Origin of the sequence: Plasticicumulans lactativorans, assembly GCF_004341245.1 — a bacterium.
GTDB lineage: Bacteria > Pseudomonadota > Gammaproteobacteria > Competibacterales > Competibacteraceae > Plasticicumulans_A > Plasticicumulans_A lactativorans.
Map to the genome: position 1 here is coordinate 165,459 of NZ_SLWY01000005.1, position 25,544 is coordinate 191,002.

The window sequence follows — 25,544 nt, forward strand, 5'->3', positions numbered from 1 at the left end:
GCAAGCAGGCTTGCCGCCGTGCCGCGGCGGGGGGTTACAGCGTGAGCGAAACGTGCATCACGCCGGGGTCGTCGGAGGTGGCCTTGACCGTGAAGCCGAGCGCGCGGCAGAGCTTGAGCATCGCCTCGTTCTCCCACAGCACCTCGCCGTACAGCTCGCGGATGCCGCGCGAGCGGGCGTACTCGATGATGCGGCGCATCAGCATCGGGCCGAGGCCGATGCCGGTCATGCCGTGGTCGACCAGGATCGCGTACTCGGCGCGGTCCAGGTCGGGCTCGGCGGTGATGCGCACCACGCCGTAGATGTCGGCCTTGCCGGGCAGTCCGGGCACGGTGACGACCAGCGCCATCTCGCGGTGGTAGTCGATCTGCGTCAGGCGCGCCGCCATCGCGTGCGACAGCTCGCGGATCGGCTGGAAGAAGCGCAGCCGCAGCTCCTCGGGCGGGGTGCGCTTGACCAGTGCCTGCAGCGGCGGCTCGTCCTCGGGCACGATCGGGCGGATGCGCAGCTGGCGGCCGTCGGGCAGCGTCAGCTCGGCTTCGAGCTCCGCCGGGTAGGGGCGGATCGCCAGCCGGTCGCGCGGGCGCGTGCCGGTGAACGGCGCCACGCGGATGCTCGCGTCGAGGGTGAGCACGCCCTCGCCGCTGACCCGCAGCGGATTGATGTCGACCTCGTGCAGCTCGCCGAGGTCGATCGCCATCTGCGACAGCTTGATCAGCGTCAGCGCCACGGCGTCGAGGTCGGCGCCGCGCATGCGCCCGCTCCTGAGCACGTCGTGGATGCGCGTGCGCCCCATCAGCTCCTGTGCCAGCGCCATGTTGAGCGGCGGCAGCGCGTAGGCGATGTCGTTGATCGACACCGCCTCGGTGCCGCCGTGGCCGAAGCGCAGCAGCGGGCCGAAGGTGCGGCCGGTGAGCATGCCGATCATCAGCTCGTAGGCGCCCTGGCGCGGCACCATCGGCTGGATCGCGAAGCCGTGCACGGCCGCGTCGGGCTCGGCCGCGCGCACCCGTTCGAGCATCGCCGTGGCGGCGGCCTGCACCGCCGCGGGCGTATCGAGCCAGAAGGCCACGCCGCCGACCTCCGACTTGCTGGCGATGTCGTGCGACAGCACCTTCAGCGCGACGAAGCCGCCGAGGCCGGCGGCGATCGCCGCGGCCTCGGCGGGCGTGGCGGCGGCGTGCGTGGCCACCACCGGGATGCCGTAGGCCTGCAGCACCTGCGCGGCCTCGAACACGTCGAGCTGGCGGCGGCCCGCGGCGAGCGCCTGGCGGAGGATCGTCCGCGCGCCCTCGGTGTCGGGCGAGAAGGCCTCGGGGATCGACGACGGCGTTTCCATCAGCAGGTCGAGCGCGCGGCGGTGGCGGGCGATGCGGGTGAAGGCGGTGACCGCATCGCCCGGGTTGTCGTAGGTCGCCACCTGGCGCTCCTTGAACACCCCGCGCGCGGCCACCGCGCTGTCGGCGCCGAGCCAGCTGGTGATCACCAGGCGCCGGCTCTTGGCGGCGCGCTCGGCGACGGCGCGGGCGATGGCGAGGTCGTGCGCGGGCGCGTAGGGCGCGTGCAGCACCAGGATGGCATCGACCCCCGGGGCTTCGAGCAGGGTGTCGAGGGTGGCGACGTAGCGCTCCGGCGCCGAGAGGTCGCCGAGGTCGAGGGGGTTGTCGATGCGCGCGCCGGGCGGGGCGATCCTGGCCAGCGCGGCGCAGGTGTCGTCGCTGAAGCGGGCGATCGCGCCGCCGGAGCGTTCGAGCTTCTCGGTGGCGAGCAGGCCGATGCTGCGGCTGTTGCCGACGATGCCGAGGCGGTTGTTGTAGATCGGCTTGGCGGTGCCGAGTGCTTCCACCGAGTTGAACAGCTCCTCGATGCTGTGCACCCGCAGGATGCCGGCGCGGCGGAAGGCGGCGTCGTAGACGGCGTCCTCGGCGGGGTGCGAGCCGTAGTTGCTCGGGCGCAGCACGATCACCGGTTTCACGCGCGACGCGGCACGCGCCGCCGACATGAACTTGCGCGCATCGTGGATGCTTTCCAGGTACAGCAGGATCGCCTTCACGTAGCCGTCGCGGGCGAGGTAGTCGAGCATGTCGCCGAAGTCGACGTCGATCTTCGCCCCTACCGACAGCACGTGGGAGAAGCCGATGTTGTGGCCGCTGGCCCAGTCGAGCACCGCGCGCATCACCGCGCACGACTGGCCGACCAGCGCCAGCCCGCCGCTCTGGATCGGCGTGTGGCAGAGGCTCACGTTGACCCCGGCGCGCGGCGCGGCGAGGCCGAAGGCGTCGGGCCCGGCGATGCGCACCAGCCACGGCCTGGCGGCGTCGAGCAGGGCCTGGCGCAGGCTCGCGCCGCCGTCCTCGGCCGCCTTCAGCATCTCGTCGTTGAGCAGCAGCACGGCACGGGTGCCGCGTTCGCCGAGCTGGCGGATCTGCTCGGGGGCGGCGGCCATCGCCGTGGTGATCACCGCGAGGTCGGGCGCGAGCGGCAGGCTGGCGATGTCGGGGTAGCAGAGGATGCCGCGCAGGGCGGTGCGGTCGGGCGTCACCGGCATGATCGGGCCGCTGTAGCCCTGGCGCATCAGGTTGTGCACCAGGCGCGCGTCGGCGCCGTCGTCACCCTTGCCGCGGCCGAGCACGGCGATGGAGCGCGGCTTGAACAGGTGGTCGAGGTTGCGGATGGTCATGGAGCGGGCTCCGGAGGATGGCGAAGGGGGGCGCGCGGGCGCGATCGGCAGAGTGTAGGCGAGTGCGGCGCGCGGCCGCTGACGACGGGCAACAGCGGCTGGCGGCGGCGGGCGGGACCGTTAACATCGGTCCCCGGAAACGCCTCGTGGCGAGGCGGGGGAGTGGCGCTATGGACTATCCGATCATCGACAAGCCCGTCCCCGCAGGGGGCTGGAACCTCGCCGACTACGCGGCGGCCCGCCGCGACTTCGACTGGCAGCAGGCGTGCCGGCTGCTCGACGGCCGGCCCGGCGGCATCAACATCGGCTGCGTGGCCACCGACCGCCACGTGCGCGCCGGGCGCGGCGCGGTGGCGGCGCTGCGCTGGCTCGGCAAGGACGGCACCGTGCGCGAGCTGAGCTACGGCGAGCTGGCCGCCGCCTCCGACCGCTTCGCCGCGGCGCTGCAGGCGGCCGGGATCGCGCCCGGCGAGCGCGTCGCGGTGCTCGCCGGGCGCATCCCCGAGCTGTACGTCGCCGCGCTCGGCACGCTCAAGGCGGGGGCGGTGTTCTGCCCGCTGTTCTCGGCCTTCGGCCCCGAGCCGGTGTACACGCGCCTGAGCCGCAGCGAGGCCCGCGTGCTCGTCACCACCGCCACGCTGTACGCGCGCAAGGTGCAGGCGAACCGCGCGCGCCTGCCGGCGCTCACGCAGGTGGTGCTCGCCGCCGGCGAGGCGCCGGACACGCTGGGCTGGCAGGCTTTCCTCGACGCCGCGCGCGAGCCGCTGCGGCCCGTGTCCACCGGCGCCGAGGACGCCGCGCTGCTGCACTACACCAGCGGCACCACCGGCGCCCCCAAGGGCGCGCTGCACGTGCACGGCGCGGTGCTCGCGCACGCCTGGAGCGGCCACGCGGTGCTCGACCTGCGCCCCGGCGACGTCTACTGGTGCACCGCCGACCCGGGCTGGGTCACCGGCATGTCCTACGGGCTGGTGGCGCCGCTGGTGCTCGGCGCGACGCTGGTCGTCGACGAGGCGGAGTTCGACGCCGGGCGCTGGTACGACATCCTCGAACGCGAGCGCGTGAACGTCTGGTACACCGCGCCGACGGCGATCCGCATGCTGATGAAGTACGGCGCCGAACCGCTCGCCGGGCGCGGCTTTCCGGCGCTGCGCCTGCTCGCGAGCGTCGGCGAGCCGCTCAACCCCGAGGCCGTGGTGTGGGCCGAGCGCCACCTCGGCCGGCCCTTCCACGACACCTGGTGGCAGACCGAGACCGGCGCGATCATGGTCGCCAACTACGGCGCGCAGGCGGTGCGCCTGGGCTCGATGGGGCGGCCGCTGCCGGGTGTGGAGGTGGCGATCGTGCGCCGCCGCCGCGACGGTGGCCTCGACTTCCTCGCCGACGGCGAGGAGGGCGAGATCGCGATCCGCGCCGGCTGGCCGTCGATGTTCCGCGGCTACCTCGACGAGGCCGAGCGCTACGCGGCGTGCTTCGCCGAGGGCTGGTACCTCGCCGGCGACCTCGCCGTGCGCGATGCCGACGGCTACTTCTGGTTCGTCGGCCGCAACGACGACGTGATCAAGACCGCCGGCCACCTGATCGGCCCGTTCGAGGTCGAGAACGTGCTGATGGAGCACGCCGCGGTGGCCGAGGCCGGCGTGATCGGCAAGCCCGACCCCTACGCCGGCGAGGTCATCAAGGCCTTCGTCGCCCTCAAGCCCGGCCACGTGGCCGACGACGCGCTGCGCAAGGCATTGATCGGACTGGCGCGCGCGCGCCTGGGGCCGGCGGTGGCGCCGCGCGAGCTCGACTTCCTGCCGGAACTGCCGCGCACGCGCAGCGGCAAGATCCTGCGCCGCCTGCTCAAGGCCCGCGAACTGGGCCTGCCCGAGGGCGACCTGTCGACGCTCGAAACCGACAGCGACTCAGCGCGATCGTGAAGCCCTGTCGCAAATGACTGATCAGGAACGCAGATCATTGAATGTTGCTTAGCAACAATTTTTCATGGTGCGTCGCAGCAAAAACGGCCGGGAGCGATATAATCGGGCCAAAGCCCCCCTGCCTCGGGGCGATGGCCTGCCAAATCTCAACTTCCGGAGCCTCGCCATGACCACTGAAATGATTCACGACACGGTGATACGCCTGCTGTCCGAGATCGCACCGGATGCGCAGACCTCCAGGCTCGACCCCAACGTCAGCTTCCACGACCAGTTCGAGATCGACTCGATCGATTTCCTGCGCCTGATGATGGGGCTCGAAAAGGAACTGAAGGTCACGATCTTCGACTTCGACTACCCCAGGCTGTCGACGCTGAAGGGCTGTGAGGAGTACCTGATGGCGCGCGCCAGCGCTGCCTGAGGTCCACCCCAGGGGCCGTCCGCCGTCGCCCGACGCGCGGAAGGCCCCCGGCCTTCAGCCCAGCCCGAGGACCGTCAGGGCGACCTTGGCGGCGGTGAACGACACCGCCGAGGCGATCGCCAGGCTGAGCAGCCCCGCCACGCAGCCGGCCATCACCAGCAGGCCGTCGCGTTCCATCAGGCCGAGCGCCACCAGCACGATGGTCAGCGCCGGCGGCAGGTTGGCCAGCGGCAGCGGCAGCGCGAGCACGAAGGCCTGCAGCGCGCAGTAGCCGCCCAGCACGCGTTCGGCGCGCAGTCCGGTCCAGTGCACCGCGCGCGGGCGCAGCCAGCGTTCGAGCCAGCGGATGCGCGGCAGCACCTTGTCGAGCATGCCGACGAACACGTTGCGGGCGATCGAGCGTTCGAGCGCCCAGCGCGGCATCCACGGCGTCGGCCAGCCGAGCATCATCTGCAGGCTGACCAGCATCAGCGGGATGCCGAACACCGTCGACGAGCCGGGCGGCAGCGGCACCAGGTTGGGCATCGCGAACAGCAGCAGCAGGATGCCGAAGGAGCGGTTGCCGAGCAGTGAGACCAGGTCGCCGAGGCGCACGCGTTCGCCGTCGAGCCGGCTGGCGAAGTCCTCGAGCAACTCGGAGGTGCGGGCCTGGCCGGGGGGAAGGGAGACGGTGCTCATCGTGGGGGCTCGTGCTGGGGGGCGCTCGGGGGGCGCGCCGGCACATACCCTGCCACGGCCGTCGCCGCCCCGGAAGCCCGCGCGCGGCGCCGCCCCGCCACGCCTGCCCCGCCGTCGGCACGACGCCCCCGCCGGGACCGCGGGACCGCGGGACCGCCCACGGGACCTGCCGAGGGTGCCCGCCGTTGATCAGCAGGGTCTGCCGGTGACCCGCCGGCCGTCGCTGAGGATGCCGCCGGCCTCGTCGGCCCGCTTGACGGCCTGCCCCTTGAACTCGGCCGTGTACGCCGGCTTCGGGATGCGTTTCACGTCGTTTTGTAGGGCTTGAGGTGTTGCCCCTCGTCGACTTTGCGGCCTGCTCAAGAAGTGCTGCTTCGCGCCGCGGATCAGGCCATGGATTCCGGTGACGGGCTGGGCACGTCGCTGGATGCAGGGCCGCGGTGCCGCCTGTGGCCTCGGCGCAGGCGGCCTATGAGCCGGTCTGCGGCCATCCGACCGGAGCGCCTGGTTGCGCCCCGGGCAGTGCAGGCCGGGGAGGTGGCCGCTGCCGTGCAGTCCGGCCGGGAGCGGCCTTCCGCGCAATGAAAAAGGCCTGCAGCAAGTGCAGGCCCTTGAGTTTGGTGGAGCGGAGGAGGATCGAACTCCCGACCTTCGCATTGCGAACGCGACGCTCTCCCAGCTGAGCTACCGCCCCACGGTACAGGCGCCGCATTATACGAATCCCGTCCGGGGGCGCCAGCCCCGCGCAGGACTTTTTTCCATGCGGATCTCGATCGTGATGCCCGTGCTCGACGAGGCGGCCGAGCTCGGCGCGCGCCTGGCGGCGCTGCAGGCGCTGCGTGCGCAGGGGGTGGAGCTGGTCATCGTCGATGGCGGCAGCCGCGATGCGACGGTGGCGGTGGCGCGCGCCGGCTGCGACCGCCTGGTGACGGCGCCGCGGGGGCGGGCGGTGCAGATGAACGCCGGTGCTGCGGCGGCGCGCGGCGACGTGCTCTGGTTCGTGCACGCCGACACCGGGGTGCCGCTGCCGGCACTGACGGCGCTGCTGCGCGCGTGCGGGCAGGGGGCGCAGTGGGGGCGCTTCGACGTGCGCCTGTCGGGGCGCTCGCCGCCGCTGCGCGTGATCGCGACGGCGATGAACCTGCGCTCGCGGCTGACCGGCATCGCCACCGGCGATCAGGGGCTGTTCGTGCGTCGGGCGCTGTTCGAGCGCATCGGCGGTTACCCGCCGCTCGCGCTGATGGAGGACATCGCCCTGTCGGCGATCCTGAAGCGCATCGCCCGGCCGGCCTGCCTGCGCCCGCCGCTGACGACGTCGAGCCGGCGCTGGGAGCGCGACGGCATCCTGCGCACCGTCGTGCTGATGTGGCGGCTGCGCTTCGCCTACTGGCGCGGGGCCGACCCGGCCGAGCTGCGCCGGCGCTACTACGGAGACTAGCGATGGAGTTTCCCGGGCTGCGCGTGCTGGTGTTCGCGAAGGCCCCGTGCCCGGGCCGGGTCAAGACGCGCCTCGCGCCGCGCCTCGGCGCGCGCGGCGCGGCCTGGCTGTACCGGCGCCTGCTGCGCGGCGTGCTGGCGCAGGCCGCGGGGCTCGCGCCGCTCGAACTCTGGGGGGCGCCCGATGCCCGTCACCCGGCGCTGCGCGCCTGCGTGCGCGACTTCGGCGCGCGGCCGCGCCGGCAGGCGGGCGCCGACCTCGGCCGGCGCATGGACCTCGCGCTGCGCTGCGCGCTCGCCGGTGCCGCCGGCGCGGTGGTGATCGGCGCCGACTGCGTGTCGCTCACGCGCGCCGACCTGCGTGCGGCGCTGGCGGCGCTCGCCGGTGGGCGCGACGCCGTGCTGGTGCCCGCCGAGGATGGCGGCTACGTGCTGCTCGGCCTGCGCCGGCCCTGCCCGGCGCTGTTTCGCGGTGTCGCCTGGGGCGGGGCGCGGGTCGCGGCGCAGACGCGCCGGCGGCTGCGTCGCGCCGGCCTCGACTGGGTCGAGCTGCCGCCCGGCTGGGACCTGGACCGCCCGGCGGACCTGCGCCGCTACCGGCGGCTGGCCGCCCGCGCGCAGGCTCACGACGCGGCCGGGTCGTCGCCGAAGGCCTCGGTGGTGTAGCGCGCAAAGCGCAGCTCGGGCGACCAGTACGCCGCCGGCAGGCCCGCCTTGCGCTTCAGGTGGCCGAGGAATTCCGCCGGCGCCGGCAGGTCCTCCCACACCGCGGGCAGGAAGGTCGCGCGGTGCCCGGGCGCTTCGAGGATCAGGCCGTCGACGCCGGGGCGCAGTTGCGCCAGCAGTTCGGCCTCGCTGCCGGCCGGCAGCGGTTCGGGCGGCGTCAGCACCGAAACGTGCAGCTCGACGCGCGGCCACTCCGCCGCGGTGAGCGGCGGGAAGCGCGGGTCCTCGAAGGCGGCGGCGTGGGCGTGGGTGGCGACGTCCCGCACCAGCGGCACGCGCGCCTCCAGCGTGCCGATGCAGCCGCGCAGGTGCCCGTCGATCTCCAGCGTGACGAAGCTCGCGCCGGGCTCGCGCAGCCGCGGCGGGAAGGCCGCCACGTCGACTGCGAGGCGGCGACCGTGCGCGAGCGCGTGGGCGATCGCCGCGCGCGCCACGCCGAGCAGGGCGCGGCGCTCGCCGGCGCCGAGGTGTTCAGGCGACGAAGGCGTAGGCGCCATAGCCGACCACCTGATGGCGCGAACCCGCGGTATCGCCCGAGTTGCGCAGGTCCAGCACCTCGCAGTGCAGGCCGTGGCGACGTGCCGCCCACAGCAGCCCGGCCACCGGGCGGCAGCCGCAGGCCTGCTCGGGGCCGATCGGGCGCGGATCGAGCGCGGCGATCGCCTGCGAGGTGGCGCTGTCGCTCAGCTGCGCGGAGCGGTAGTCGAGGTAGTGCGAGAGGTCGGAGCTGACCACGATCAGCGTCTCGTCGCCGCCCCACAGGGCTTCGAGCACGCCGTCGACCTCGGCCGGCGAGGCCTCGCCCACCACCAGCGGCACCAGCCGGAAGGCGTCGAGCACGCTCTGCAGGAACGGCAGGTGCACCTCCAGGCTGTGCTCGGGGACGTGCGCGCGGTCGAGCGGGATGACCCCGGGCAGCCCGGCGATCGCCGCCAGGGCCTCCAGGTCGAGCGCCACCTCGCCGAGCGGGGTGGCGTAGGCGGTCACCGCCGGCGTGGCGATGCCGTGGAAGCCCACGCGGTGGCTCGGCCCCAGCAGCACCACGCGCGTCACCGTGTCGCGCAGGGCTTCGAGCAGGCGGTAGCCGCTCGCGGCGACCGGCCCGGAATAGATGTAGCCGGCGTGCGGCACGATCAGCGCCTTGGGGCGCAGCGGACGGACGCTGGCGGCGGCGAGGTGGGCGGCGACGGTGCTGCGCAGTTTGCGCGCATCGGCGGGGTAGAACAGGCCGGCGACGGCCGGCGGGCGTACGCGGGCGGACATGGTCGACTCCTGCCGCAACGGCGGTGTAACGGTACCTATACTTTAGATAGCATAAGCCTTTATGGCGGCATTCCAGCCGTCGATCAGCCTGCGGGGAGGCCCCCGATGAGCACGTATGACGCCAGTCCGAATGACGCCCGCTACACGGTGCCGGGCCGTTACTGGCACCGGCTGGACGACGGCCGCATCCAGTGCGACCTGTGTCCGCGCGACTGCCGCCTGCACGCCGGGCAGCGCGGGCTGTGCTTCGTGCGCGCCCGCGAGGGCGACGCGATGGTGCTGACCAGTTACGGGCGTTCGAGCGGCTTCTGCATCGACCCGATCGAGAAGAAGCCGCTCAATCACTTCCTGCCCGGCACGCCGGTGCTGTCCTTCGGCACCGCCGGCTGCAACCTGGCCTGCAAGTTCTGCCAGAACTGGGACATCAGCAAATCCCGCGAGATCGACCGCCTCGCCGACGCCGCGTCGCCCGAGCGCATCGCCGAGGTCGCGCAGCGGCTGGGCTGTCGCAGCGTGGCCTTCACCTACAACGACCCGGTGATCTTCCTCGAGTACGCGGTGGACGTCGCCGCCGCCTGCCGCGCCCGCGGCATCAAGTCGGTCGCGGTCACCGCGGGCTACATCAGCGCCGCGGCGCGGCCCGAGTTCTACGCCGCGATGGACGCTGCCAACGTCGACCTCAAGGCCTTCACCGAGGATTTCTATCACCGCCTGTGCGGCGGGCACCTGCAGCCGGTGCTCGACACGCTGGTGTACCTGAAGCGCGAGACCCAGGTGTGGTTCGAGATCACCACGCTGCTGATCCCCGGGCACAACGACGGCGATGCCGAAGTCGAGGCGCTGAGCCACTGGGTGATGGAGCAGCTCGGCCCCGACGTGCCGCTGCACTTCACCGCCTTCCACCCGGACTGGAAGCTCACCGACGTGCCGCACACGCCGCCGGCGACGCTGACCCGCGCCCGCGACATCGCCCGGCGCGCAGGCCTGCACCACGTGTACACCGGCAACGTGCACGACCGCGACGGCGGCAGCACCTGGTGTTCGGGCTGCGGCACGCGGCTGATCGGCCGCGACTGGTACGAGCTCGACGTATGGAACCTCGACGCCCGGGGGCACTGCCGCAGCTGCGGCACGCCCTGCCCGGGGGTGTTCGAGGCGCGTCCGGGTGCCTGGGGCGCGCGCCGCCAGCCGGTGCACATCGCCACCGCCTGAGTGCCGGCGCGCCGCGCCGGGTGCCGCTGGCCGCGCTGCGGGGCTTGCGGCATGCTGCACGCCCGTGCCTGCCGCCCGTGCGTCCATGCTCGCCTACCGTCACGCCTTCCACGCCGGCAACTTCGCCGACTGCTTCAAGCACACGCTGCTGCTCGAGCTGCTCGCCGGGCTGGCGCGCAAGGACAGGCCCTTCGCGGTGCTCGACAGCCACGCCGGTGCCGGCGTCTACGACCTCGGTGGCGCCGCCGCCGACAAGACCGGCGAGTGGCGCGCCGGCATCGGCCGGCTGTGGGACGCGCCCGCGCTCGGCCCCGAACTCGACGCCTTCCGCGCGGCGGTGGCGGCGCTGAACCCCGACGGCCGCCTGCGCCACTACCCGGGTTCGCCGCAACTCGTGCGCGGGGCGCTGCGCGCGCACGACCGGCTGATCGCCTGCGAGCTGCACCCGGCCGACCACGCGCTGCTGAAGGCGGCCTGCGCCGGTGACCGGCGCGTGGCGGTGCACCGGCGCGATGGCTACGAGGCCGCCGGCGCGCTGCTGCCGCCGCCGGAGCGGCGCGGGCTGCTGTTCGTCGACCCGCCCTACGAGGACAAGCGCGAGTTCGACCGCCTCGTCGAGTTCGTCGCGCGGGTGCACCGGCGCTGGCGCGAAGGCACGCTGGCGCTGTGGTACCCGATCCTCGACCGGGCGCCGAGCGAGCGCTTCGCCCGGCGCGTGACGGCGCTCGGCATCCCCGCGCTGCTGCGGCTCGAACTCGGCATCGCCCCCTACGACAGCCCGCACGGCATGGGCGGCAGCGGCATGCTGATCGTCAACCCGCCCTGGCAGCTCGACCGCAACGCCGCGCGCTGGCTGCCGGAACTGCTCGAACACCTGCGCGCCGGCCCGCACGGGCAGACGCGCGTCGATTGGCTCACCCCGGCCTGACCCGCAGGAGGTCCGCATGACCGCATCGCCGCTGGTCGACGCCCGCACCCTCGCCGCGCATCTCGACGATGCCGCGTGGGTGGTGGTCGACTGCCGTTTCAGCCTCGCCGATCCCGCGGCGGGGCGCCGCGACTGGGCCGCCGGGCACATCCCCGGCGCGCGCTACGCGCACCTCGACGAGGACCTCTCCGGCCCGGTGCGCGCCGACAGCGGCCGCCACCCGCTGCCGGACCCGGCGGCGTTCGCCGCCTGCCTCGGGCGCTTCGGCATCACCCCGGACTCGCAGGTCATTGCCTACGACACCGCCGGCGGCGCGATGGCCGCGGCGCGGCTGTGGTGGCTGCTGCGCTGGTTCGGCCACGCGCGCGCGGCGGTGCTCGACGGCGGCCTGGCGGCGTGGCTGCGCGCCGGCCTGCCGCTCGCCACCGACACCCCGGCGCCGCAGCCGACGGTGTATCCGCCGACGCCCGACGACCACGCCTGGCTGCCGAGCGCCTGCGTGCCGGCGGCACTGGCGCTCGGCGAGCGGCTCGTCGACGCCCGCGCGGCGGCGCGCTTTCGCGGCGAGGTCGAGCCGATCGACCCGGTCGCCGGCCACATCCCCGGCGCGGTCAACCTGCCGCACGACGGCAACCTCGACGCCGACGGCCGCTTCCTGCCGCCCGAGCGGCTGCGCGAGCGCTTCGCCGCGGTGCTCGGCGGTGCGGCGCCGGCGACGGTGATCCACAGCTGCGGCTCGGGGGTCACCGCCTGCCACAACCTGCTGGCGATGGAAATCGCCGGGCTGCACGGCTCGCGGCTCTACGCCGGGTCGTGGAGCGAGTGGGTACGCGACCCGGCGCGGCCGGTGGCGACCGGTGGCTGAGCGCGGGTGGCGGCAGCGATGTGCCTGATCCTGTTCGCCTGGCAGGCGCGGGCGCGCTACCGGCTGGTGCTGGCGGCGAACCGCGATGAGTTCTACGCGCGCCCGGCGGCGCCGATGGACTGGTGGCCCGAGCGCCCCACGGTGCTCGCCGGGCGCGACCTCGAAGCCGGCGGCACCTGGTTCGGGGTGACGCGCGACGGGCGCTTCGCCGCCGTCACCAACCACCGCGACCCGCACCGCAACGTCGACGGCCGCCCGTCGCGGGGGGCGCTGGTGGCCGACTACCTCGGCGGCGATGCCGCGCCCGGTGACTACCTCGCCGCACTCGCCCGCCGCGGGGAGGATTACAACGGCTTCAACCTGCTGGTCGGCGACCGCGAGACGCTGTGGTACTACGGCAACCGCGACGGCGCGCCGCGGCCGCTCGCGCCCGGCGTGTACGGGCTGTCCAACGCGCTGCTCGACACCCCCTGGCCCAAGGTGCGCCACGGCAAGCACGCGCTCGCGACGGCGCTGGCGCAGCCCGAGGTCGCGCCGGAGGCGCTGTTCACGCTGCTCGCCGAGCGCCGCGAGGCGCCCGACGCCGAACTGCCGGCGACCGGCGTCAGCCTGGAGTGGGAGCGGCGGCTGTCGCCGCTGTTCATCGCGAGCGAGAGCTACGGCACGCGCTGCTCGACGGTGCTGCTGTTCGGCGACGACGGCTGCGTGCAGGTGCACGAGCGCGACGCCGGTGACGGCGCCGAGCGCGGCTTCGGCTGGCGCCTGGGGTGACGGCGCGGGGGAGGGCGCGCGCTTGCCAATCCGCTGCCGCCTCCGGACACTAGCGCGCCCCCCGGCCCGGTTCTTCTCCCGATGCAGTTCGAACTCCTCCACACCGACGGCGCGGCACGGCGCGGCCGCCTGCGCTTTGCCCGCGGCAGCGTCGAAACCCCCGTGTTCATGCCGGTCGGCACCTACGCCACCGTCAAGGCGATGACGCCCGAGGAGCTGCGGGCGAGCGGCGCCGAGATCATCCTCGGCAACACCTTCCACCTGTGGCTGCGCCCGGGCACCGAGGTGATCCGCGCGCACGGCGACCTGCACGGCTTCATGCACTGGGACGGGCCGATCCTGACCGATTCGGGCGGCTTCCAGGTGTTCTCGCTCGCCGAGCTGCGCACCATCAGCGAGGCCGGCGTGAGCTTCCGCTCGCCGGTGAACGGCGACCGCGTGTTCCTCGGCCCCGAGGAGTCGATGCAGATCCAGCACGCCCTCGGCTCCGACGTGGTGATGATCTTCGACGAGTGCACGCCGTTCCCGGCCACCGAGGAGCAGGCACGGGCGTCGATGGAGCTCAGCCTGCGCTGGGCCGCGCGCTCGCGCGCCGAGCACGACCGGCTCGGCAACGCGCAGGCGCTGTTCGGCATCGTCCAGGGCGGCATGTACCCGGCGCTGCGCGCGGCATCGGCCGCCGGGCTGCAGGCGATCGGCTTCGACGGCTACGCGATCGGCGGGCTCGCGGTCGGCGAGCCGATGGCGGTGCGCAACGCCATGCTCGACAGCACCGTGCCGCACCTGCCGGCCGCGCGCCCGCGCTACCTGATGGGGGTGGGCAAGCCCGAGGACCTCGTCGAGGGCGTGCTGCGCGGCGTCGACATGTTCGACTGCGTGATGCCCACCCGCAACGCACGCAACGGCCACTACTTCACCCACGACGGCGACGTGCGCATCCGCAACAGCCGCTACCGCGACGACACCCGGCCGATCGCCGAGGACTGCGACTGCTACACCTGCGCGCACTACTCGCGCGCCTACCTGCGCCACCTCGACAACTGCGACGAGATCCTCGGCGCGCGCCTCGGCACGCTGCACAACTGCCGCTACTACCAGCAGCTGATGGCGCGCCTGCGCGACGCCATCGCCGCCGGCCGCCTGGCCGAGTACGTGCGCGAGTTCTACGCGCGGCGCGGGAAGCCGTCGGACGCCCGTGTATAATGCGCGGCCCGCGCCGGGAGCCGGCGCGGGCCCCACCACCACCGAACCCCCCGAGGATGCCCTTCCATGAGTTTCTTCATCGCTGATGCCATGGCGCAGGCCGCGCCCGCCGGCGCGCCGGCCGGCGGCGGCTGGGAAGCCCTGTTGTTTCCGCTGCTGCTGGTCGGTGTCTTCTACTTCCTGATGATCCGCCCGCAGCAGAAACGCGCCAAGGAGCACAAGGTGATGCTCGAAGGCCTGAAGAAGGGCGACGAGGTCGTCACCAACGGCGGCGTGCTCGGGCGCGTGACCGAGGTCGGTGAGAGCTTCCTGCAGGTCGAGGTCGCCGACGGCGTGCACCTCAAGGTGCAGAAGCAGGCCGTCGGCTCGCTGATGCCCAAGGGCACCTACAAGAACTCGTGAGCGGGGCCGTCCGATGCTGAACCGCTACCCCTGGTGGAAGTACGCGATCATCGCCGTCGCCACGCTGATCGGCATCGTCTATGCGCTGCCGAACGTGTACGGCGAGGACCCCGCGGTCCAGGTGTCGCCGACGCGCTCCGCGGCCGTGGACCAGGCCCTGTACCGGCGCGTCGCCGAGCGGATCAGCCAGGACGGCATCAGCCCCAAGACCATCGAGCTCGGCGCCGGGCAGCTGCTGGTGCGGCTGAAGGACACCGACGACCAGCTCAAGGTCGCCGACAGCCTCGAGCAGGCGCTGGGCCGCGACTACTCGGTGGCCCTGAACCTCGCGCCGAGCACCCCGGCGTGGCTGCGCGCGCTCAACGCCCATCCGATGTTCCTCGGCCTCGACCTGCGCGGCGGCGTGCACTTCCTGATGGAAGTCGACATGAAGGCGGTGGTCAAGCAGGCCGAGGAACGCTACGTCGAGGACATCCGCGCGCTGCTGCGCAACGAGAAGGTGCGCTACGTCAGCGTGGGGCGTAACCCCGGCGGCGGCGTGCGCGTGAGTTTCCGCGAGGCCGCCGACCGCGACCAGGCGCTCGGCCTGATCCGCGACAAGCTGACCACGCTGCAGGTGGGCGACGCCGGCGCCTCGGCGCTCGACCTGGTCCTCACGATCGGCGAGCCCGAACTGCGCGAGCGTCGCACCTTCGCGCTGCAGCAGAACATCACCACGCTGCGCAACCGGGTCAATGCGCTCGGCGTCGCCGAACCGGTGATCCAGCAGCAGGGCGAGTCGCGCATCGTCGTGCAGCTGCCGGGCATCCAGGATACCGCGCGTGCCAAGGAGATCCTCGGCGCCACCGCGACGCTCGAATTCCGCCTGGTCGACAGCAGCGGCGACATCAACGCCGCGCTGCAGGGACAGGTGCCGATCAACGCCAAGCTCTACAAGGGCCGCGACGGTCGCCCCTACCTGCTCGACCGGCGGGTGATCCTCACCGGCGACTCCATCACCGACGCCTCCAGCGGCATCGAGCAGCAGAGCGGCAGCCCGGCGGTGTACATCACGCTCGACGGCAAGGGCGCCAAGCGCATGGAGGACGGCACCAAGGACAACATCGGCAAGCTGATGGCGACGGTGTTCATCGAGACCCGCACCGAGACGCGCACGGTCGACGGCCAGCCGCAGAAGGTCACGACCACGACCGAAGAGGTCATCAACGCCGCCACCATCCGCGACCGCCTCGGCGCGCGCTTCCAGATCACCGGCATCGACAGCCCGCAGGAGGCGCGCAACCTCGCGCTGCTGCTGCGCGCCGGCGCGCTGTCGGCGCCGATCCAGATCGTCGAGGAGCGCACCGTCGGTCCCAGCGCCGGCAAGGAGAACATCGAGCAGGGCTTCGATTCCGCGCTGGTCGGCTTCCTCATCGTCGCCGCGTTCATGATCATCAGCTACCGCCTCTGCGGCGTGGTCGCGGTGATCGCGCTCGCCGCCAACGTGGTGCTGATCATCGCCATCCTGTCGCTGTTCCAGGCCACGCTCACGCTGCCCGGCATCGCCGGCATCGTGCTGACGATGGGCATGGCGGTGGATGCCAACGTGCTGATCTACGAGCGCATGCGCGAGGAGATCGACCTCGGCCTGACGCCGCAGGCGGCGATCAAGGCCGGCTTCGACCGTGCCTTCGCGACCATCGTCGACGCCAACTTCACCCACCTGATCGCCGGCGTCGCGCTGCTGCTGCTGGGGTCGGGGCCGGTGCGCGGCTTCGCGGTGACGCTGATCATCGGCATCCTCACCTCGCAGTTCACGGCGGTGATGGTCAGCCGCGGCGTCATCAACCTCATCTACGGTGGCCGTAAGGTCGAACGCCTGTCGGTCTGACCGGCGCGACGGAATCCGCACATGCGTCTGCTTCCCAAGAAAACGAACATCGACTTCCTGCGCTACGGCAAGCTCTGCGTCGGCCTGTCGATCGCGCTGCTGCTGGGCTGCATCGTCGCGCTGGTGCTGCGCGGGCTGAACTTCGGGCTCGATTTCACCGGCGGCACGCTGATCGAGGCGCGCTACTCGCACGCCGTCGAGATCCCGCAGGTGCGCGAGGCCTTGCGCGAGGCCGGCTTCGGCGATGCGCAGACGCAGTACTTCGGCTCGGCGGCGGAGGTCCTGATCCGCGTGCCGCCGCGCGAGGGCGTCAACACCGCCGAGATCAGCACGCGGGTGCTGGAGGCGCTGCGCAGCGGCACCGGCAACGCCGATGCCGAGATCCGCAAGATCGAGTTCGTCGGCCCGCAGGTCGGCAACGAACTGGTGCAGGACGGGGCACTCGCGGCGCTGATCGCCACGCTCGGCATCCTGGTCTACGTGGCGTTCCGCTTCGAGTGGCGCCTGGCGGTGGGGGCGATCGCGGCGACCGTGCACGACGTGGTGTTCTGCATCGGCGTGTTCGCCCTGTGGCGCATCGAGTTCGACCTGACCACGCTCGCCGCGGTGCTGGCGGTGATCGGCTACTCGGTCAACGACACCGTGGTGGTGTTCGACCGCATCCGCGAGAACTTCCGCAACCGCGCCTTCAGCAAGGCGACGACGAAGGAGGTGATCAATGCCTCGATCAACGAGACGCTCGCGCGCACGATCATGACCAGCATGACGACCCTGCTCGCCGTGATCGTGCTGCTGGGCTGGGGCGGGCCGGCGATCCACACGTTCTCGCTGACGATGGTGATCGGCGTGGTGGTCGGTACCTATTCGTCGATCTACATCGCCAGCGCCACGCCGTATTTCCTCGGCCTGAAGCGCGAGGATCTGCTGCCGCGGGCGAAGGAAGACCTCGACCACATTCCCTGAGCGGCACGCGCCGGGAGCGGTCACGCAAAAGGGGCGGCCTTGGCCGCCCCTTTTGCGTCGGGGCGCGCGTCAGCGCAGGCCGCGGATCTGGTCGAGCGGGTCCGTGTCGTCGTCGGCGCGTGCGGCCAGGCGGTCGGCGGTGCTGTCGGGCGTGTGCGCGGCGTCGCTTTCGACGCCGCGGATCACCATCACCGCCCAGATCGACGACACCGCCCACACGAACAGCCCGAACGCGAGCACCCAGTGACTCGGCCCCTGGGTGCTGCCGGCGACGTCGCCGTTCAGGCCCATCGCGATGCCGACCAGCGCGCTCATCCAGACCGTCGCGATCGGTGCCGCGCACCAGGCCGCGCGACCGCCGTACTTGGCGATCGCCAGCGGCGGGAGCACGGCGGCCAACGCCATCTTGTTCATCTGCGGGTCTCCTCTGCGGTCGTGCGGGTGCGGCCGTGGTCGGCCGTCTGTAGGGTTTTTCAGGGCGCTGCGGGATAGCACGCGGGCCCGTTTCCCGCAAGCGCCGGTCGCGGCCTCAGCGGGCGAGCGCGGGCGTGAGGTGCGGCTGCAGGGTCTGCAGCAGCGCCTTGAACACCTTCGGGTGCCCGGCGACGACGTTGCCGCTCAGCAGGTAGTCGTTGCCGCCGCCGAAGTCGCCGACCAGCCCGCCCGCCTCCTGCACCAGCAGGGCCCCCGCGGCGATGTCCCACTCGGCGAGCCCGATCTCCCAGAAGCCGTCGAGCCGCCCGGCGGCGACGTAGGCGAGGTCGAGTGCCGCCGAGCCGGCGCGACGCATCTCGGCGCACTGGGTGGCGAGCGCGGCGAAGCACGCCAGATAGGCGGGCATGTGCTGGGGGCGGCGGAACGGGAAGCCGGTGCCGAGCAGGGCGCCTTCGAGGCCCGGCAGCGGCCGCACGCGGATGCGGCGGTCGTTGAGTTGCGCGCCGGCGCCGCGCGAGGCGGTGAACATCTCCTGGCGCAGCGGGTCGTAGACCAGCCCGGCCTCCAGCCGGCCGCGCACCTTGAGCGCGATGGAGACGGCGAAGTGCGGGTGTCCGTGCAGGAAGTTGGTGGTGCCGTCGAGCGGGTCGATGACCCACTGGTACTCGGCATCGGCGGCGCCGTGGCTGCCGCTCTCCTCGCCGAGGATGGCATGGTCGGGATAGGTCCTGCGCAGCACGTTGACGATTTCGCGCTCGGCCTGGACGTCGACTTCGCTGACGAAGTCGTTGCGACCCTTCTCGCTGACGCTGAGATGGTCGAGCCGTTCGAGGTTGCGCAGGATGACCTTGGCGGCGGCGAGCGCGGCGCGCTTGGCGATGGTGAGCGTCGGATGCATGGCGGCGGGCTTACGTGTGAAAGATCGGGCCGGGGCGTCGGCAAAGCGGGCTATTATAGCAGACCGTGCTCTGCCCGCCGGCGAATCCCCATGCTCATCCCCCACCTGCGTATCGTCCTCGTCGACACCAGCCACCCCGGCAACATCGGCGCCGCCGCGCGCGCGATGAAGAACATGGGCGTCACCGAACTCGTCCTGGTGACCCCGCAGCAGTTCCCGCATCCCGAAGCGGATGCCCGCGCCTCGGGCGCCGACGACGTGCTCGCCGCCGCGCGCGTCGTCGCGACCCTCGACGCGGCGCTCGCCGACTGCGTGCTCGCCATCGCCACCACCGCGCGCACGCGCCACCTGTCGGCGCCGGTGCTGGAGCCGCGGGCGGTGGCCGAGCACGCCGTCGCGACCCTCGCCGAAGGGCCGGTCGCGCTGGTGTTCGGCCGCGAGCGCACCGGCCTCACCAATGCCGAGATCGACCGCTGCAACCTGCTCGCGCACATCCCGACCAATCCCGGGTACAGCTCGCTGAACCTCGCCGCCGCGGTGCAGGTGATGTGCTACGAGGCGCGTCTCGCCTGGCGTGCGCAGCAGGCCGACGCCGCGGCGGGCGGGAGCGCACGCGCGGAGCCGCTCGCCACCGCCGAGGAGCTCGAGGCGCTCTACGCCCACTACGCGTCGGCGCTGATCCGCATCGGCTTTCTCGACCCGGACAAGCCCCGCCACCTGATGCGCCGGCTGCGCTGCCTGTACCACCGTGCCGCGCTGCAGCGCAACGAGGTGGCGCTGCTGCGCGGCATCCTCAGCGCCGTCGAGGAGCGCAAGCAGCCCGGCAGCAAGTGCGGGCCGCGCCCGCCCCGGCGCGGGGATGGCAATAGTTGACCGCATTGCTCGGGATTGGCTATAAAACGGCGCGTTGAAGAGGCGCCATGAAACTGACCACCAAAGGCCGCTACGCGGTCACCGCCATGCTCGATCTCGCGATCCACTACCAGGGTGACCCGGTGGTGCTCGCCGACATTTCGGAGCGTCAGTCGATTTCGCTCGCCTACCTCGAGCAGCTGTTCGCCAAGCTGCGCCGCTTCGGGCTGGTGTGCAGCACGCGCGGGCCCGGGGGCGGGTACTCGCTCGGCCGGCCCGCGCACGCGATCACGCTGGTCGACGTCATCGAGGCGGTGGACGAGGGGGTCGACACCACCCGCTGTGGCGGGGCGTCGAACTGCCAGGGCATGCAGCGCTGCCTCACCCACGACCTGTGGGCCGAGCTCAACGAGCACATCAACGCCTTCCTGAGCGGGCACACGCTGGGCGATCTCGTCGAGCGCCACCGCCGCCGCGCCACGGCCGCGGGCGGCGAGCACGTGGTGGCGTTCGAGCGCAGTGAGCCGGCGGCGGGCGAGCGGGTGTCATGAACCGTCCGCTCTACCTCGACCACGCGGCGACCACACCGGTCGACGCCCGCGTGGTCGCCGCGATGGTCGACTGCCTCGGCGCCGACGGCGCGTTCGGCAATCCGGCCTCGGTGACGCACGGCTACGGGCGCGAGGCGGCCGAGCGGGTCGAGGCGGCGCGGGCCGAGGTGGCGGCGCTGATCGGCTGCGAGCGCCGCGAGATCGTCTGGACCTCCGGCGCCACCGAAGCCGACAACCTCGCGCTGAGCGGCGCGGCGCGGGCCGCCCCGCGCGGCAAGCGGCACATCGTCACGCTCGCCACCGAGCACAAGGCGGTGCTCGACACCTGCCGCCAGCTCGCCCGCGGCGGCTGGGAGATCACCTGCCTGGCGCCGGCGGCGGACGGCGTGCTCGACCTCGACCAGCTCGCTGCCGCGCTGCGGGACGACACCCTGCTGGTGTCGGTGATGGCGGTGAACAACGAGACCGGCGTGACCCAGGATCTCGAAGCCATCGGCCGGCTCACGCGCAGCCGCGGCGTGCTGTTCCACATCGACGCCGCCCAGGCCGCCGGGCGGATCGCGCTCGACGTGGCGCGCTTCGAGGCCGACCTGATGAGCCTGTCCGCGCACAAGGCCTACGGGCCGAAAGGCGTGGGCGCGCTCTACGTGCGCCGCTGGCCGCGCGCCCGCGTGGAGCCGCTGCTGCACGGCGGCGGCCAGGAACACGGGCTGCGTGCCGGCACGCTCGCGACCCACCAGATCGTCGGCATGGGCGAGGCCTGCCGGCTGGCGCGCGAAGCGCTCGAGCGCGACGCGGCCCATCTGCGTGCGCTGCGCGAGCGCTTGTGGGCGGGGCTGCGCGAGCTCGGGGGCGTGCAGCTCAACGGCCACGCCACCCGTGCGGCCGGCGGCATCCTGAACGTGAGCGTCGACGGCCTCGGCGCCGAAAGCCTGCTGCTCGCGCTGCCCGGGCTCGCGCTGTCGGCGGGCTCGGCGTGCACCTCGGTGGCGGACGAGCCCTCGCACGTGCTGCGGGCGATGGGCCTCGACGCGGCGCGGCTGCGCTCGGCGCTGCGCTTTTCGCCCGGCCGCCACACCACGGTCGAGGACATCGATCGTGCGCTGGAGGCGGTCCGCCGCGCCGTGGCGCGCCTGCGCGCGCTGGCGGGCGGGCGCCGACCGGCGCCGGGTGCCGCTCCGGCAGCCGGGGCGTTCGGCTACGGCCCGGTGGTGCTGGAGCGCTTCGCGGCCGCGGCCCGCGCCGGCGACTTCGAGCCCGGAACCCCGGGCGTCGCCCGCGGCCAGGCGGACGACCCCGCCGGCACCGAGACGCTCACCGTGCAACTGCGCGTGGATGCCCGCGGCATGATCGCGCAAGCGCGGTTTCGCGCCCACGGCAGTCCCGCGCTGATCGCCGCCGGCGATTTCACCGCCGAATCCGTCAGCGGCCGCACCGTCGAGGAGGCGCGCGGTCTCACCCATCGTCACATCGCCGAGGCCCTGCGCCTGCCGCCGTCGCGCCTGCCGGCGGCGGTGCTGGCAGGGCAGGCCCTGATCGCCGCGCTCGACGATGCCGTCGCGCGCCTGCTGCCGCGCCCGGTCGGCGCGGCCTGATTTCGAACCCGTACTTAAGGAGATACGCCCGCATGGCACTGACCCTCACCGAAACCGCCGCCGAGCGCGTGCACAACTTCCTCGCCAAGCGTGGCAAGGGCATCGGGCTGCGCCTGGGGGTACGCACCTCGGGCTGCTCGGGCTTCATGTACACCGTCGATTACGCCGATGCCGTCGAGGCCGGGGATCAGGTGTTCGAGAGCCGCGGCGTCAAGCTGATCGTCGCCGCGAAGAGCCTCGCGTTCCTCGACGGGATGGAGGTCGACTTCGTCCGCGAGGGGCTGAACGAGGGCTTCAAGTTCCGCAATCCGAACGTCAAGGGCGCGTGCGGCTGCGGCGAGAGCTTCAGCGTCTGAGCGCGCCGGGTCGCGTTGCCGCCCTGCCCCCGATGCCGCTACACTCTGCGCCCGCCGTCGCCCTGGCGGGCGCCCTTCCTTCCCGGTTTTCAAATCAAGCCCTTGGTTCACAAAGCGGAGATTTTCCCGAATGGCCGTTGAGCGCACGCTTTCCATCATCAAACCCGATGCCGTCGCGAAGAATCTGATCGGTCAGATCTACGCGCGCTTCGAGGCCGCCGGCCTGCGTATCGTCGCCGCCCGCATGCTGCAGCTGTCGGAAGAGCAGGCCGGTGCCTTCTATGCCGTGCACAAGGAGCGTCCGTTCTACAAGGACCTGGTCACCTTCATGACCTCGGGCCCGGTGATGGTGCAGGTGCTGGAAGGCGAGAGCGCGATCCAGAAGAACCGCGACATCATGGGGGCGACCGATCCCAAGAAGGCCGCCGCCGGCACCCTGCGCCACGATTTCGCCGACTCGGTCGACGAGAACGCCGCGCACGGCTCCGACGGCCCGGAGACGGCCGCCGCCGAGATCGAGTTCTTCTTCGGCCGGGACGGCATCTGCCCGCGCACGCGCTGAGCGACATCGACCCGTGGACACCCCGGCCCGCATCAATCTGCTCGACCTGACGCGGCGCGAACTCGAGGCTTTCTTCGCCGGTCTCGGCGAGAAGCCGTTCCGTGCCCAGCAGGTCATGAAGTGGATCTACCACGAGGGCATCACCGACTTCGAGGCGATGACCAACCTCTCGAAGAAGGTGCGCAGCCAGCTCATGGCGCTGGCCGAGGTGCGCCTGCCCGAGGTGGTGCTCGACCAGGCCTCCGGCGATGGCTCGCACAAGTGGCTGATCCGGGTCGATTCGGGCAACTGCATCGAAGCGGTGTTCATCCCCGAGACCGGCCGCGGCACGCTCTGCGTGTCCTCGCAGGTGGGCTGCGCGCTCAACTGCAGCTTCTGCTCGACGGCGCAGCAGGGCTTCAACCGCAACCTGTCGGTCGCCGAGATCATCGGCCAGGTCTGGCTCGCCAACCGCGCCCTCGGCTGGCGCATCGCCGGCGAGCGCGCCATCACCAACGTGGTGATGATGGGCATGGGCGAGCCGCTGATGAACTTCGAGGCGGTCGTCGCGGCGATGGACCTGATGATGGACGACTTCGGCTTCGGCCTGTCGAAACGCCGCGTGACGCTCAGCACCTCGGGCGTGGTGCCGGCCCTGCACCGCCTGCGCGAGGTGACCGACGTCAGCCTCGCGGTGTCGCTGCACGCGCCCTTCGATGGCTTGCGCGACGAGCTGGTGCCGATCAACCGCAAGTACCCGATCGCCGAGCTGCTCGATGCCTGCGCCGCCTACATCGCCGGCAAGCCGCACCGCCGCATCACCTGGGAATACGTGATGCTCGACGGCGTCAACGACAGTCCCGAGCACGCGCATGCGCTGGCCAGGCTGATCCGCCACATCCCGTCGAAGGTCAACCTGATTCCGTTCAACCCCTTCCCGCACACGCGCTACCGGCGTTCGCCGCAGGCGGCGATCGACCGTTTCCGTGACATTCTGATCGGGCATCGGCTGACCACGGTCACGCGCCGTACCCGGGGTGATGACATCGACGCCGCCTGCGGTCAGCTGGCGGGGCGGGTGCTCGATCGCGGCACGCGCGCGGTACGGGTGTTGCGGGCGGCGGGCTGAACCATCGCATGCACGCGTTTCGCTTCGCGCTCGTGCTGGCGCTCGCCGCCGGCCTTTCCGGCTGCCAGACCATCGGCAAGTGGTTCGGCGCCGAGGAGGACCCGAACGCGGCCGGGGTGCCGCAGGCCCCGCCGCCGCGCATCGAGCCGAATCGTGAGGAGGCGGCCCGGCTGAACCTGCGCCTCGGAATCGGTTACATACAGAGTGGCGACTACGCCGTGGCCGTCGAAAAGCTGAAGAAAGCCATCGAGTTCGACGACTCCGTCGCGGAGGCGCACAACGCCCTGGGGCTCGCCCACGAGCGCCTGCGCGAGCTGGGGGCCGCCGAACGCGAATACGCGCGCGCCGTGGAGCTCAATCCGAACTTCGCCCCGGCGCAGCTCAACCAGGCGCGACTGGCCTGCCTGCGAGGGCAGGTGGGGGTGGGCGAGAAGCGCCTCGTCGCGATGGCCGACAACCCCGTCGGCGACGTCACGCCCGAAACCGCCCTGGTCGAGGCGGCGTCGTGCGTGCGGACGGTGGCGCCGGAGCGCGCCGAGGATTACCTGCGCCGCGCGATCGAACTGAACCCGCGCGCGTCGCGCGCGCATTATGATCTCGCCGTGCTGCTGCTCGACCGCGGTCGTGCCACCGAGGCGCGGGTTGAACTGCAGCGCTTTCACGAACTCGCCGGCTACTCGGCCGAAAGCCTCGCCCTCGGCGTCCGGATCGCGGATGCCACCGGCGACGCCGCGCTGCGCCGCGAGTACCAAACCCTCCTGCAGAGCCGCTTCGGCGGCTCGCCCGACGCCCGCCGACTGCGCCCGCCGCGATGAAGAAAGCCGATACCCAACAGCAGGGCCGCACCCAACAGGACGTTTCCAGCCTCGCCGCATACCTGCTGGGCGGGCGCGAGGAGCGTGGACTGTCCGCGGCCGACCTGGCCCAGCGCGCCGGCCTGCCGCTGCCAGCGATCACGGCCCTGGAGAACGGGCGCTTCGCCGAGGTGGGGCCTCCGGTGTTCGTGCGCGGCTACCTGATCCGCTACTGCCGCGCGCTCGGCCTCGCCGAGGAGGCGGTGCTCGAACGCTACCGCGCGCTCGGCCTCGCCGAGCCCCCGCCGCTGCGCCTGCGCGGTGAGCCGGACGGCAGCGCGCCGCGCGGACAGGGCGTTCTGCGCCCGTTCACCTATCTGCTGGTGCTGGTGCTGCTGGCCTATGGCGGCTGGCGCGGTTTCGAACTGGTCTCGACGTACCTGGCGGGGTCGGGCACCTCCGGCACCACCACCACGTCCGACGCCGGCGTGCGACAGGAGCTCGCGCTGCCGAATGCCGCGCCGCCGCCGGCCACCTCAGCTGCTGCAGGGAGCGCTCCGGTCGCGCCGCCGCTGGCATCCGCTGCGCCGCCGGCGCCACCGCCCGAGCCGGTGGCGCGTGCCGCCACGGCCGAGGCGGCGACCCTGCAGCCGTCGCCGGCGGCTTCGGCGGCAGCCCCCTCCGCCACGGCGGCGGTCACGCCGAGCGTGGCGAACACGCCCGCGGCGTCCGCCCCCGCGGCGGCGGCCGACGCCGAAGCCCGGCTCGAACTCGAGTTCACCGCCGCCAGTTGGGCCGAAGTGCGCGACGGCGGTGGCCGGATCCTGCTGAACGGCACCTTGCGTGCCGGCTCGGCGCGCACGCTCACCGGCAAGGCGCCGTTCAAGATCGCCCTCGGCAATGCCCAGGCGGTGCGCCTGAAGCTGGACGGCGCGCCGGTCGACACCGCGGTCTACGCCCCCAAGCGCGGCACCGTCAGCCGCTTCACGCTCGGTGCCGACCAGGCGGCCGGCAGCGGCGACTGAACGTCCCCCTTTCCCCACGCGGCGGGTCCG

The 25,544-nt window shown here is 72.6% G+C and carries 26 protein-coding genes and 1 tRNA gene; 20 read left to right on the top strand and 7 right to left on the bottom strand.

The features are described 5' to 3' along the window. Positions 1–34: 34 nt before the first annotated feature. Positions 35–2,680: a bifunctional acetate--CoA ligase family protein/GNAT family N-acetyltransferase gene (locus tag EV699_RS05455; RefSeq protein WP_132539763.1), complete on the bottom strand. Its 2,646-nt coding sequence runs from the start codon at positions 2,678–2,680 to the stop codon at positions 35–37. A gap of 170 nt (positions 2,681–2,850) precedes the next feature. Between EV699_RS05455 and acsA the strand changes: the two genes are divergently transcribed. Beyond that, on the top strand, positions 2,851–4,602 hold the full coding sequence (acsA, locus tag EV699_RS05460; protein WP_132539765.1) for an acetate--CoA ligase: 1,752 nt from the start codon (positions 2,851–2,853) through the stop codon (positions 4,600–4,602). Positions 4,603–4,768: 166 nt separating this feature from the next. Next, entirely contained in the window at positions 4,769–5,020 is a 252-nt protein-coding gene (locus tag EV699_RS05465; protein WP_132539767.1) for an acyl carrier protein, read from the top strand. A gap of 54 nt (positions 5,021–5,074) precedes the next feature. Here the strand turns inward: EV699_RS05465 and EV699_RS05470 are convergent, their stop codons facing one another. Further along, positions 5,075–5,698: an exopolysaccharide biosynthesis protein gene (locus EV699_RS05470; protein ID WP_132539769.1), complete on the bottom strand. Its 624-nt coding sequence runs from the start codon at positions 5,696–5,698 to the stop codon at positions 5,075–5,077. 618 nt (positions 5,699–6,316) lie between these two features. Next, positions 6,317–6,392, bottom strand: a tRNA-Ala gene (locus tag EV699_RS05475). 66 nt (positions 6,393–6,458) lie between these two features. Here EV699_RS05475 and EV699_RS05480 point away from each other — a divergent pair. Then, a complete protein-coding gene (locus tag EV699_RS05480) occupies positions 6,459–7,136 on the top strand; it encodes a TIGR04283 family arsenosugar biosynthesis glycosyltransferase (protein ID WP_132539771.1) in 678 nt (225 codons plus the stop codon). Positions 7,137–7,138: 2 nt separating this feature from the next. Continuing rightward, a complete protein-coding gene (locus tag EV699_RS05485; protein WP_132539773.1) occupies positions 7,139–7,801 on the top strand; it encodes a TIGR04282 family arsenosugar biosynthesis glycosyltransferase in 663 nt (220 codons plus the stop codon). Here the strand turns inward: EV699_RS05485 and amrA are convergent. Continuing rightward, entirely contained in the window at positions 7,759–8,358 is a 600-nt protein-coding gene (amrA, locus tag EV699_RS05490; protein WP_132539775.1) for an AmmeMemoRadiSam system protein A, read from the bottom strand. The genes EV699_RS05485 and amrA overlap by 43 nt on opposite strands. Then, positions 8,333–9,124: an AmmeMemoRadiSam system protein B gene (amrB, locus tag EV699_RS05495; protein WP_132539777.1), complete on the bottom strand. Its 792-nt coding sequence runs from the start codon at positions 9,122–9,124 to the stop codon at positions 8,333–8,335. Before amrB ends, amrA begins: the two co-directional genes overlap by 26 nt. Before the next feature lie 105 nt (positions 9,125–9,229). Here amrB and amrS point away from each other — a divergent pair, with 105 nt between their 5' ends. From amrS to secF, 8 genes are all read left to right on the top strand, one after another. Beyond that, a complete protein-coding gene (gene amrS, locus EV699_RS05500) occupies positions 9,230–10,336 on the top strand; it encodes an AmmeMemoRadiSam system radical SAM enzyme (protein WP_132539779.1) in 1,107 nt (368 codons plus the stop codon). An 85-nt stretch (positions 10,337–10,421) separates the two neighbouring features. Then, a complete protein-coding gene (locus EV699_RS05505) occupies positions 10,422–11,264 on the top strand; it encodes a 23S rRNA (adenine(2030)-N(6))-methyltransferase RlmJ (protein ID WP_132539781.1) in 843 nt (280 codons plus the stop codon). Positions 11,265–11,280: 16 nt separating this feature from the next. Then, positions 11,281–12,129 carry a sulfurtransferase gene (locus tag EV699_RS05510; RefSeq protein WP_132539783.1) on the top strand — a complete coding sequence of 283 codons (849 nt, stop codon included), beginning with the start codon at positions 11,281–11,283 and terminating at the stop codon, positions 12,127–12,129. 18 nt (positions 12,130–12,147) lie between these two features. Next, a complete protein-coding gene (locus tag EV699_RS05515) occupies positions 12,148–12,900 on the top strand; it encodes an NRDE family protein (protein WP_132539785.1) in 753 nt (250 codons plus the stop codon). 81 nt (positions 12,901–12,981) lie between these two features. Beyond that, positions 12,982–14,103, top strand: coding sequence for a tRNA guanosine(34) transglycosylase Tgt (tgt, locus tag EV699_RS05520; RefSeq protein ID WP_132539787.1), 1,122 nt, complete (start codon positions 12,982–12,984; stop codon positions 14,101–14,103). Positions 14,104–14,169: 66 nt separating this feature from the next. Continuing rightward, positions 14,170–14,505 carry a preprotein translocase subunit YajC gene (yajC, locus tag EV699_RS05525; protein WP_132539789.1) on the top strand — a complete coding sequence of 112 codons (336 nt, stop codon included), beginning with the start codon at positions 14,170–14,172 and terminating at the stop codon, positions 14,503–14,505. A 13-nt stretch (positions 14,506–14,518) separates the two neighbouring features. Beyond that, positions 14,519–16,375, top strand: a complete 1,857-nt coding sequence (gene secD, locus EV699_RS05530; RefSeq protein WP_132539791.1) for a protein translocase subunit SecD — start codon at positions 14,519–14,521, stop codon at positions 16,373–16,375. Between the two features lie 21 nt (positions 16,376–16,396). Next, positions 16,397–17,338, top strand: a complete 942-nt coding sequence (secF, locus tag EV699_RS05535; RefSeq protein WP_132539793.1) for a protein translocase subunit SecF — start codon at positions 16,397–16,399, stop codon at positions 17,336–17,338. 69 nt (positions 17,339–17,407) lie between these two features. On the opposite strand, the gene EV699_RS05540 is transcribed toward secF, so the two are convergent. Beyond that, on the bottom strand, positions 17,408–17,752 hold the full coding sequence (locus EV699_RS05540) for a hypothetical protein (RefSeq protein ID WP_132539795.1): 345 nt from the start codon (positions 17,750–17,752) through the stop codon (positions 17,408–17,410). 115 nt (positions 17,753–17,867) lie between these two features. After that, positions 17,868–18,671, bottom strand: a complete 804-nt coding sequence (suhB, locus tag EV699_RS05545) for an inositol-1-monophosphatase (RefSeq protein ID WP_132539797.1) — start codon at positions 18,669–18,671, stop codon at positions 17,868–17,870. A 90-nt stretch (positions 18,672–18,761) separates the two neighbouring features. On the opposite strand from suhB, the gene EV699_RS05550 reads away from it, so the two are divergent. The 8 genes from EV699_RS05550 to EV699_RS05585 all read left to right on the top strand — a co-directional run bounded on the left by EV699_RS05550 (position 18,762) and on the right by EV699_RS05585 (position 25,514). Beyond that, positions 18,762–19,544: an RNA methyltransferase gene (locus EV699_RS05550; protein WP_132539799.1), complete on the top strand. Its 783-nt coding sequence runs from the start codon at positions 18,762–18,764 to the stop codon at positions 19,542–19,544. Between the two features lie 47 nt (positions 19,545–19,591). Beyond that, positions 19,592–20,074: an Rrf2 family transcriptional regulator gene (locus EV699_RS05555; protein ID WP_132539801.1), complete on the top strand. Its 483-nt coding sequence runs from the start codon at positions 19,592–19,594 to the stop codon at positions 20,072–20,074. Beyond that, positions 20,071–21,669: an aminotransferase class V-fold PLP-dependent enzyme gene (locus tag EV699_RS05560; RefSeq protein WP_165904046.1), complete on the top strand. Its 1,599-nt coding sequence runs from the start codon at positions 20,071–20,073 to the stop codon at positions 21,667–21,669. The genes EV699_RS05555 and EV699_RS05560 overlap by 4 nt, the downstream gene beginning before the upstream one ends. 32 nt (positions 21,670–21,701) lie before the next feature. Beyond that, the gene (iscA, locus tag EV699_RS05565; RefSeq protein WP_132539803.1) at positions 21,702–22,025 is read left to right on the top strand and encodes an iron-sulfur cluster assembly protein IscA; all 324 of its coding nucleotides are present in this window, start codon (positions 21,702–21,704) and stop codon (positions 22,023–22,025) included. A gap of 130 nt (positions 22,026–22,155) precedes the next feature. Further along, positions 22,156–22,587 carry a nucleoside-diphosphate kinase gene (ndk, locus tag EV699_RS05570; RefSeq protein ID WP_132539805.1) on the top strand — a complete coding sequence of 144 codons (432 nt, stop codon included), beginning with the start codon at positions 22,156–22,158 and terminating at the stop codon, positions 22,585–22,587. Positions 22,588–22,600: 13 nt separating this feature from the next. After that, complete coding sequence (gene rlmN / locus EV699_RS05575; protein ID WP_132539807.1) at positions 22,601–23,695, top strand: dual-specificity RNA methyltransferase RlmN; 1,095 nt, start codon at positions 22,601–22,603, stop codon at positions 23,693–23,695. A gap of 8 nt (positions 23,696–23,703) precedes the next feature. Beyond that, the gene (locus EV699_RS05580) at positions 23,704–24,510 is read left to right on the top strand and encodes a tetratricopeptide repeat protein (protein ID WP_132539809.1); all 807 of its coding nucleotides are present in this window, start codon (positions 23,704–23,706) and stop codon (positions 24,508–24,510) included. After that, positions 24,507–25,514 carry a helix-turn-helix domain-containing protein gene (locus EV699_RS05585; RefSeq protein ID WP_132539811.1) on the top strand — a complete coding sequence of 336 codons (1,008 nt, stop codon included), beginning with the start codon at positions 24,507–24,509 and terminating at the stop codon, positions 25,512–25,514. Before EV699_RS05580 ends, EV699_RS05585 begins: the two co-directional genes overlap by 4 nt. The last annotated feature ends 30 nt before the right edge of the window (positions 25,515–25,544 follow it).

What these genes read in the sequence shown, in the direction of transcription:
- EV699_RS05455 (WP_132539763.1), bottom strand. Translation starts at nt 2,680, where the DNA reads ATGACCATCCGCAACCTCGACCACCTGTTCAAGCCGCGCTCCATCGCC.
- acsA (WP_132539765.1), top strand. Translation starts at nt 2,851, where the DNA reads ATGGACTATCCGATCATCGACAAGCCCGTCCCCGCAGGGGGCTGGAAC.
- EV699_RS05465 (WP_132539767.1), top strand. Translation starts at nt 4,769, where the DNA reads ATGACCACTGAAATGATTCACGACACGGTGATACGCCTGCTGTCCGAG.
- EV699_RS05470 (WP_132539769.1), bottom strand. Translation starts at nt 5,698, where the DNA reads ATGAGCACCGTCTCCCTTCCCCCCGGCCAGGCCCGCACCTCCGAGTTG.
- EV699_RS05480 (WP_132539771.1), top strand. Translation starts at nt 6,459, where the DNA reads ATGCGGATCTCGATCGTGATGCCCGTGCTCGACGAGGCGGCCGAGCTC.
- EV699_RS05485 (WP_132539773.1), top strand. Translation starts at nt 7,139, where the DNA reads ATGGAGTTTCCCGGGCTGCGCGTGCTGGTGTTCGCGAAGGCCCCGTGC.
- amrA (WP_132539775.1), bottom strand. Translation starts at nt 8,358, where the DNA reads ATGGCGCCTACGCCTTCGTCGCCTGAACACCTCGGCGCCGGCGAGCGC.
- amrB (WP_132539777.1), bottom strand. Translation starts at nt 9,124, where the DNA reads ATGTCCGCCCGCGTACGCCCGCCGGCCGTCGCCGGCCTGTTCTACCCC.
- amrS (WP_132539779.1), top strand. Translation starts at nt 9,230, where the DNA reads ATGAGCACGTATGACGCCAGTCCGAATGACGCCCGCTACACGGTGCCG.
- EV699_RS05505 (WP_132539781.1), top strand. Translation starts at nt 10,422, where the DNA reads ATGCTCGCCTACCGTCACGCCTTCCACGCCGGCAACTTCGCCGACTGC.
- EV699_RS05510 (WP_132539783.1), top strand. Translation starts at nt 11,281, where the DNA reads ATGACCGCATCGCCGCTGGTCGACGCCCGCACCCTCGCCGCGCATCTC.
- EV699_RS05515 (WP_132539785.1), top strand. Translation starts at nt 12,148, where the DNA reads ATGTGCCTGATCCTGTTCGCCTGGCAGGCGCGGGCGCGCTACCGGCTG.
- tgt (WP_132539787.1), top strand. Translation starts at nt 12,982, where the DNA reads ATGCAGTTCGAACTCCTCCACACCGACGGCGCGGCACGGCGCGGCCGC.
- yajC (WP_132539789.1), top strand. Translation starts at nt 14,170, where the DNA reads ATGAGTTTCTTCATCGCTGATGCCATGGCGCAGGCCGCGCCCGCCGGC.
- secD (WP_132539791.1), top strand. Translation starts at nt 14,519, where the DNA reads ATGCTGAACCGCTACCCCTGGTGGAAGTACGCGATCATCGCCGTCGCC.
- secF (WP_132539793.1), top strand. Translation starts at nt 16,397, where the DNA reads ATGCGTCTGCTTCCCAAGAAAACGAACATCGACTTCCTGCGCTACGGC.
- EV699_RS05540 (WP_132539795.1), bottom strand. Translation starts at nt 17,752, where the DNA reads ATGAACAAGATGGCGTTGGCCGCCGTGCTCCCGCCGCTGGCGATCGCC.
- suhB (WP_132539797.1), bottom strand. Translation starts at nt 18,671, where the DNA reads ATGCATCCGACGCTCACCATCGCCAAGCGCGCCGCGCTCGCCGCCGCC.
- EV699_RS05550 (WP_132539799.1), top strand. Translation starts at nt 18,762, where the DNA reads ATGCTCATCCCCCACCTGCGTATCGTCCTCGTCGACACCAGCCACCCC.
- EV699_RS05555 (WP_132539801.1), top strand. Translation starts at nt 19,592, where the DNA reads ATGAAACTGACCACCAAAGGCCGCTACGCGGTCACCGCCATGCTCGAT.
- EV699_RS05560 (WP_165904046.1), top strand. Translation starts at nt 20,071, where the DNA reads ATGAACCGTCCGCTCTACCTCGACCACGCGGCGACCACACCGGTCGAC.
- iscA (WP_132539803.1), top strand. Translation starts at nt 21,702, where the DNA reads ATGGCACTGACCCTCACCGAAACCGCCGCCGAGCGCGTGCACAACTTC.
- ndk (WP_132539805.1), top strand. Translation starts at nt 22,156, where the DNA reads ATGGCCGTTGAGCGCACGCTTTCCATCATCAAACCCGATGCCGTCGCG.
- EV699_RS05580 (WP_132539809.1), top strand. Translation starts at nt 23,704, where the DNA reads ATGCACGCGTTTCGCTTCGCGCTCGTGCTGGCGCTCGCCGCCGGCCTT.
- EV699_RS05585 (WP_132539811.1), top strand. Translation starts at nt 24,507, where the DNA reads ATGAAGAAAGCCGATACCCAACAGCAGGGCCGCACCCAACAGGACGTT.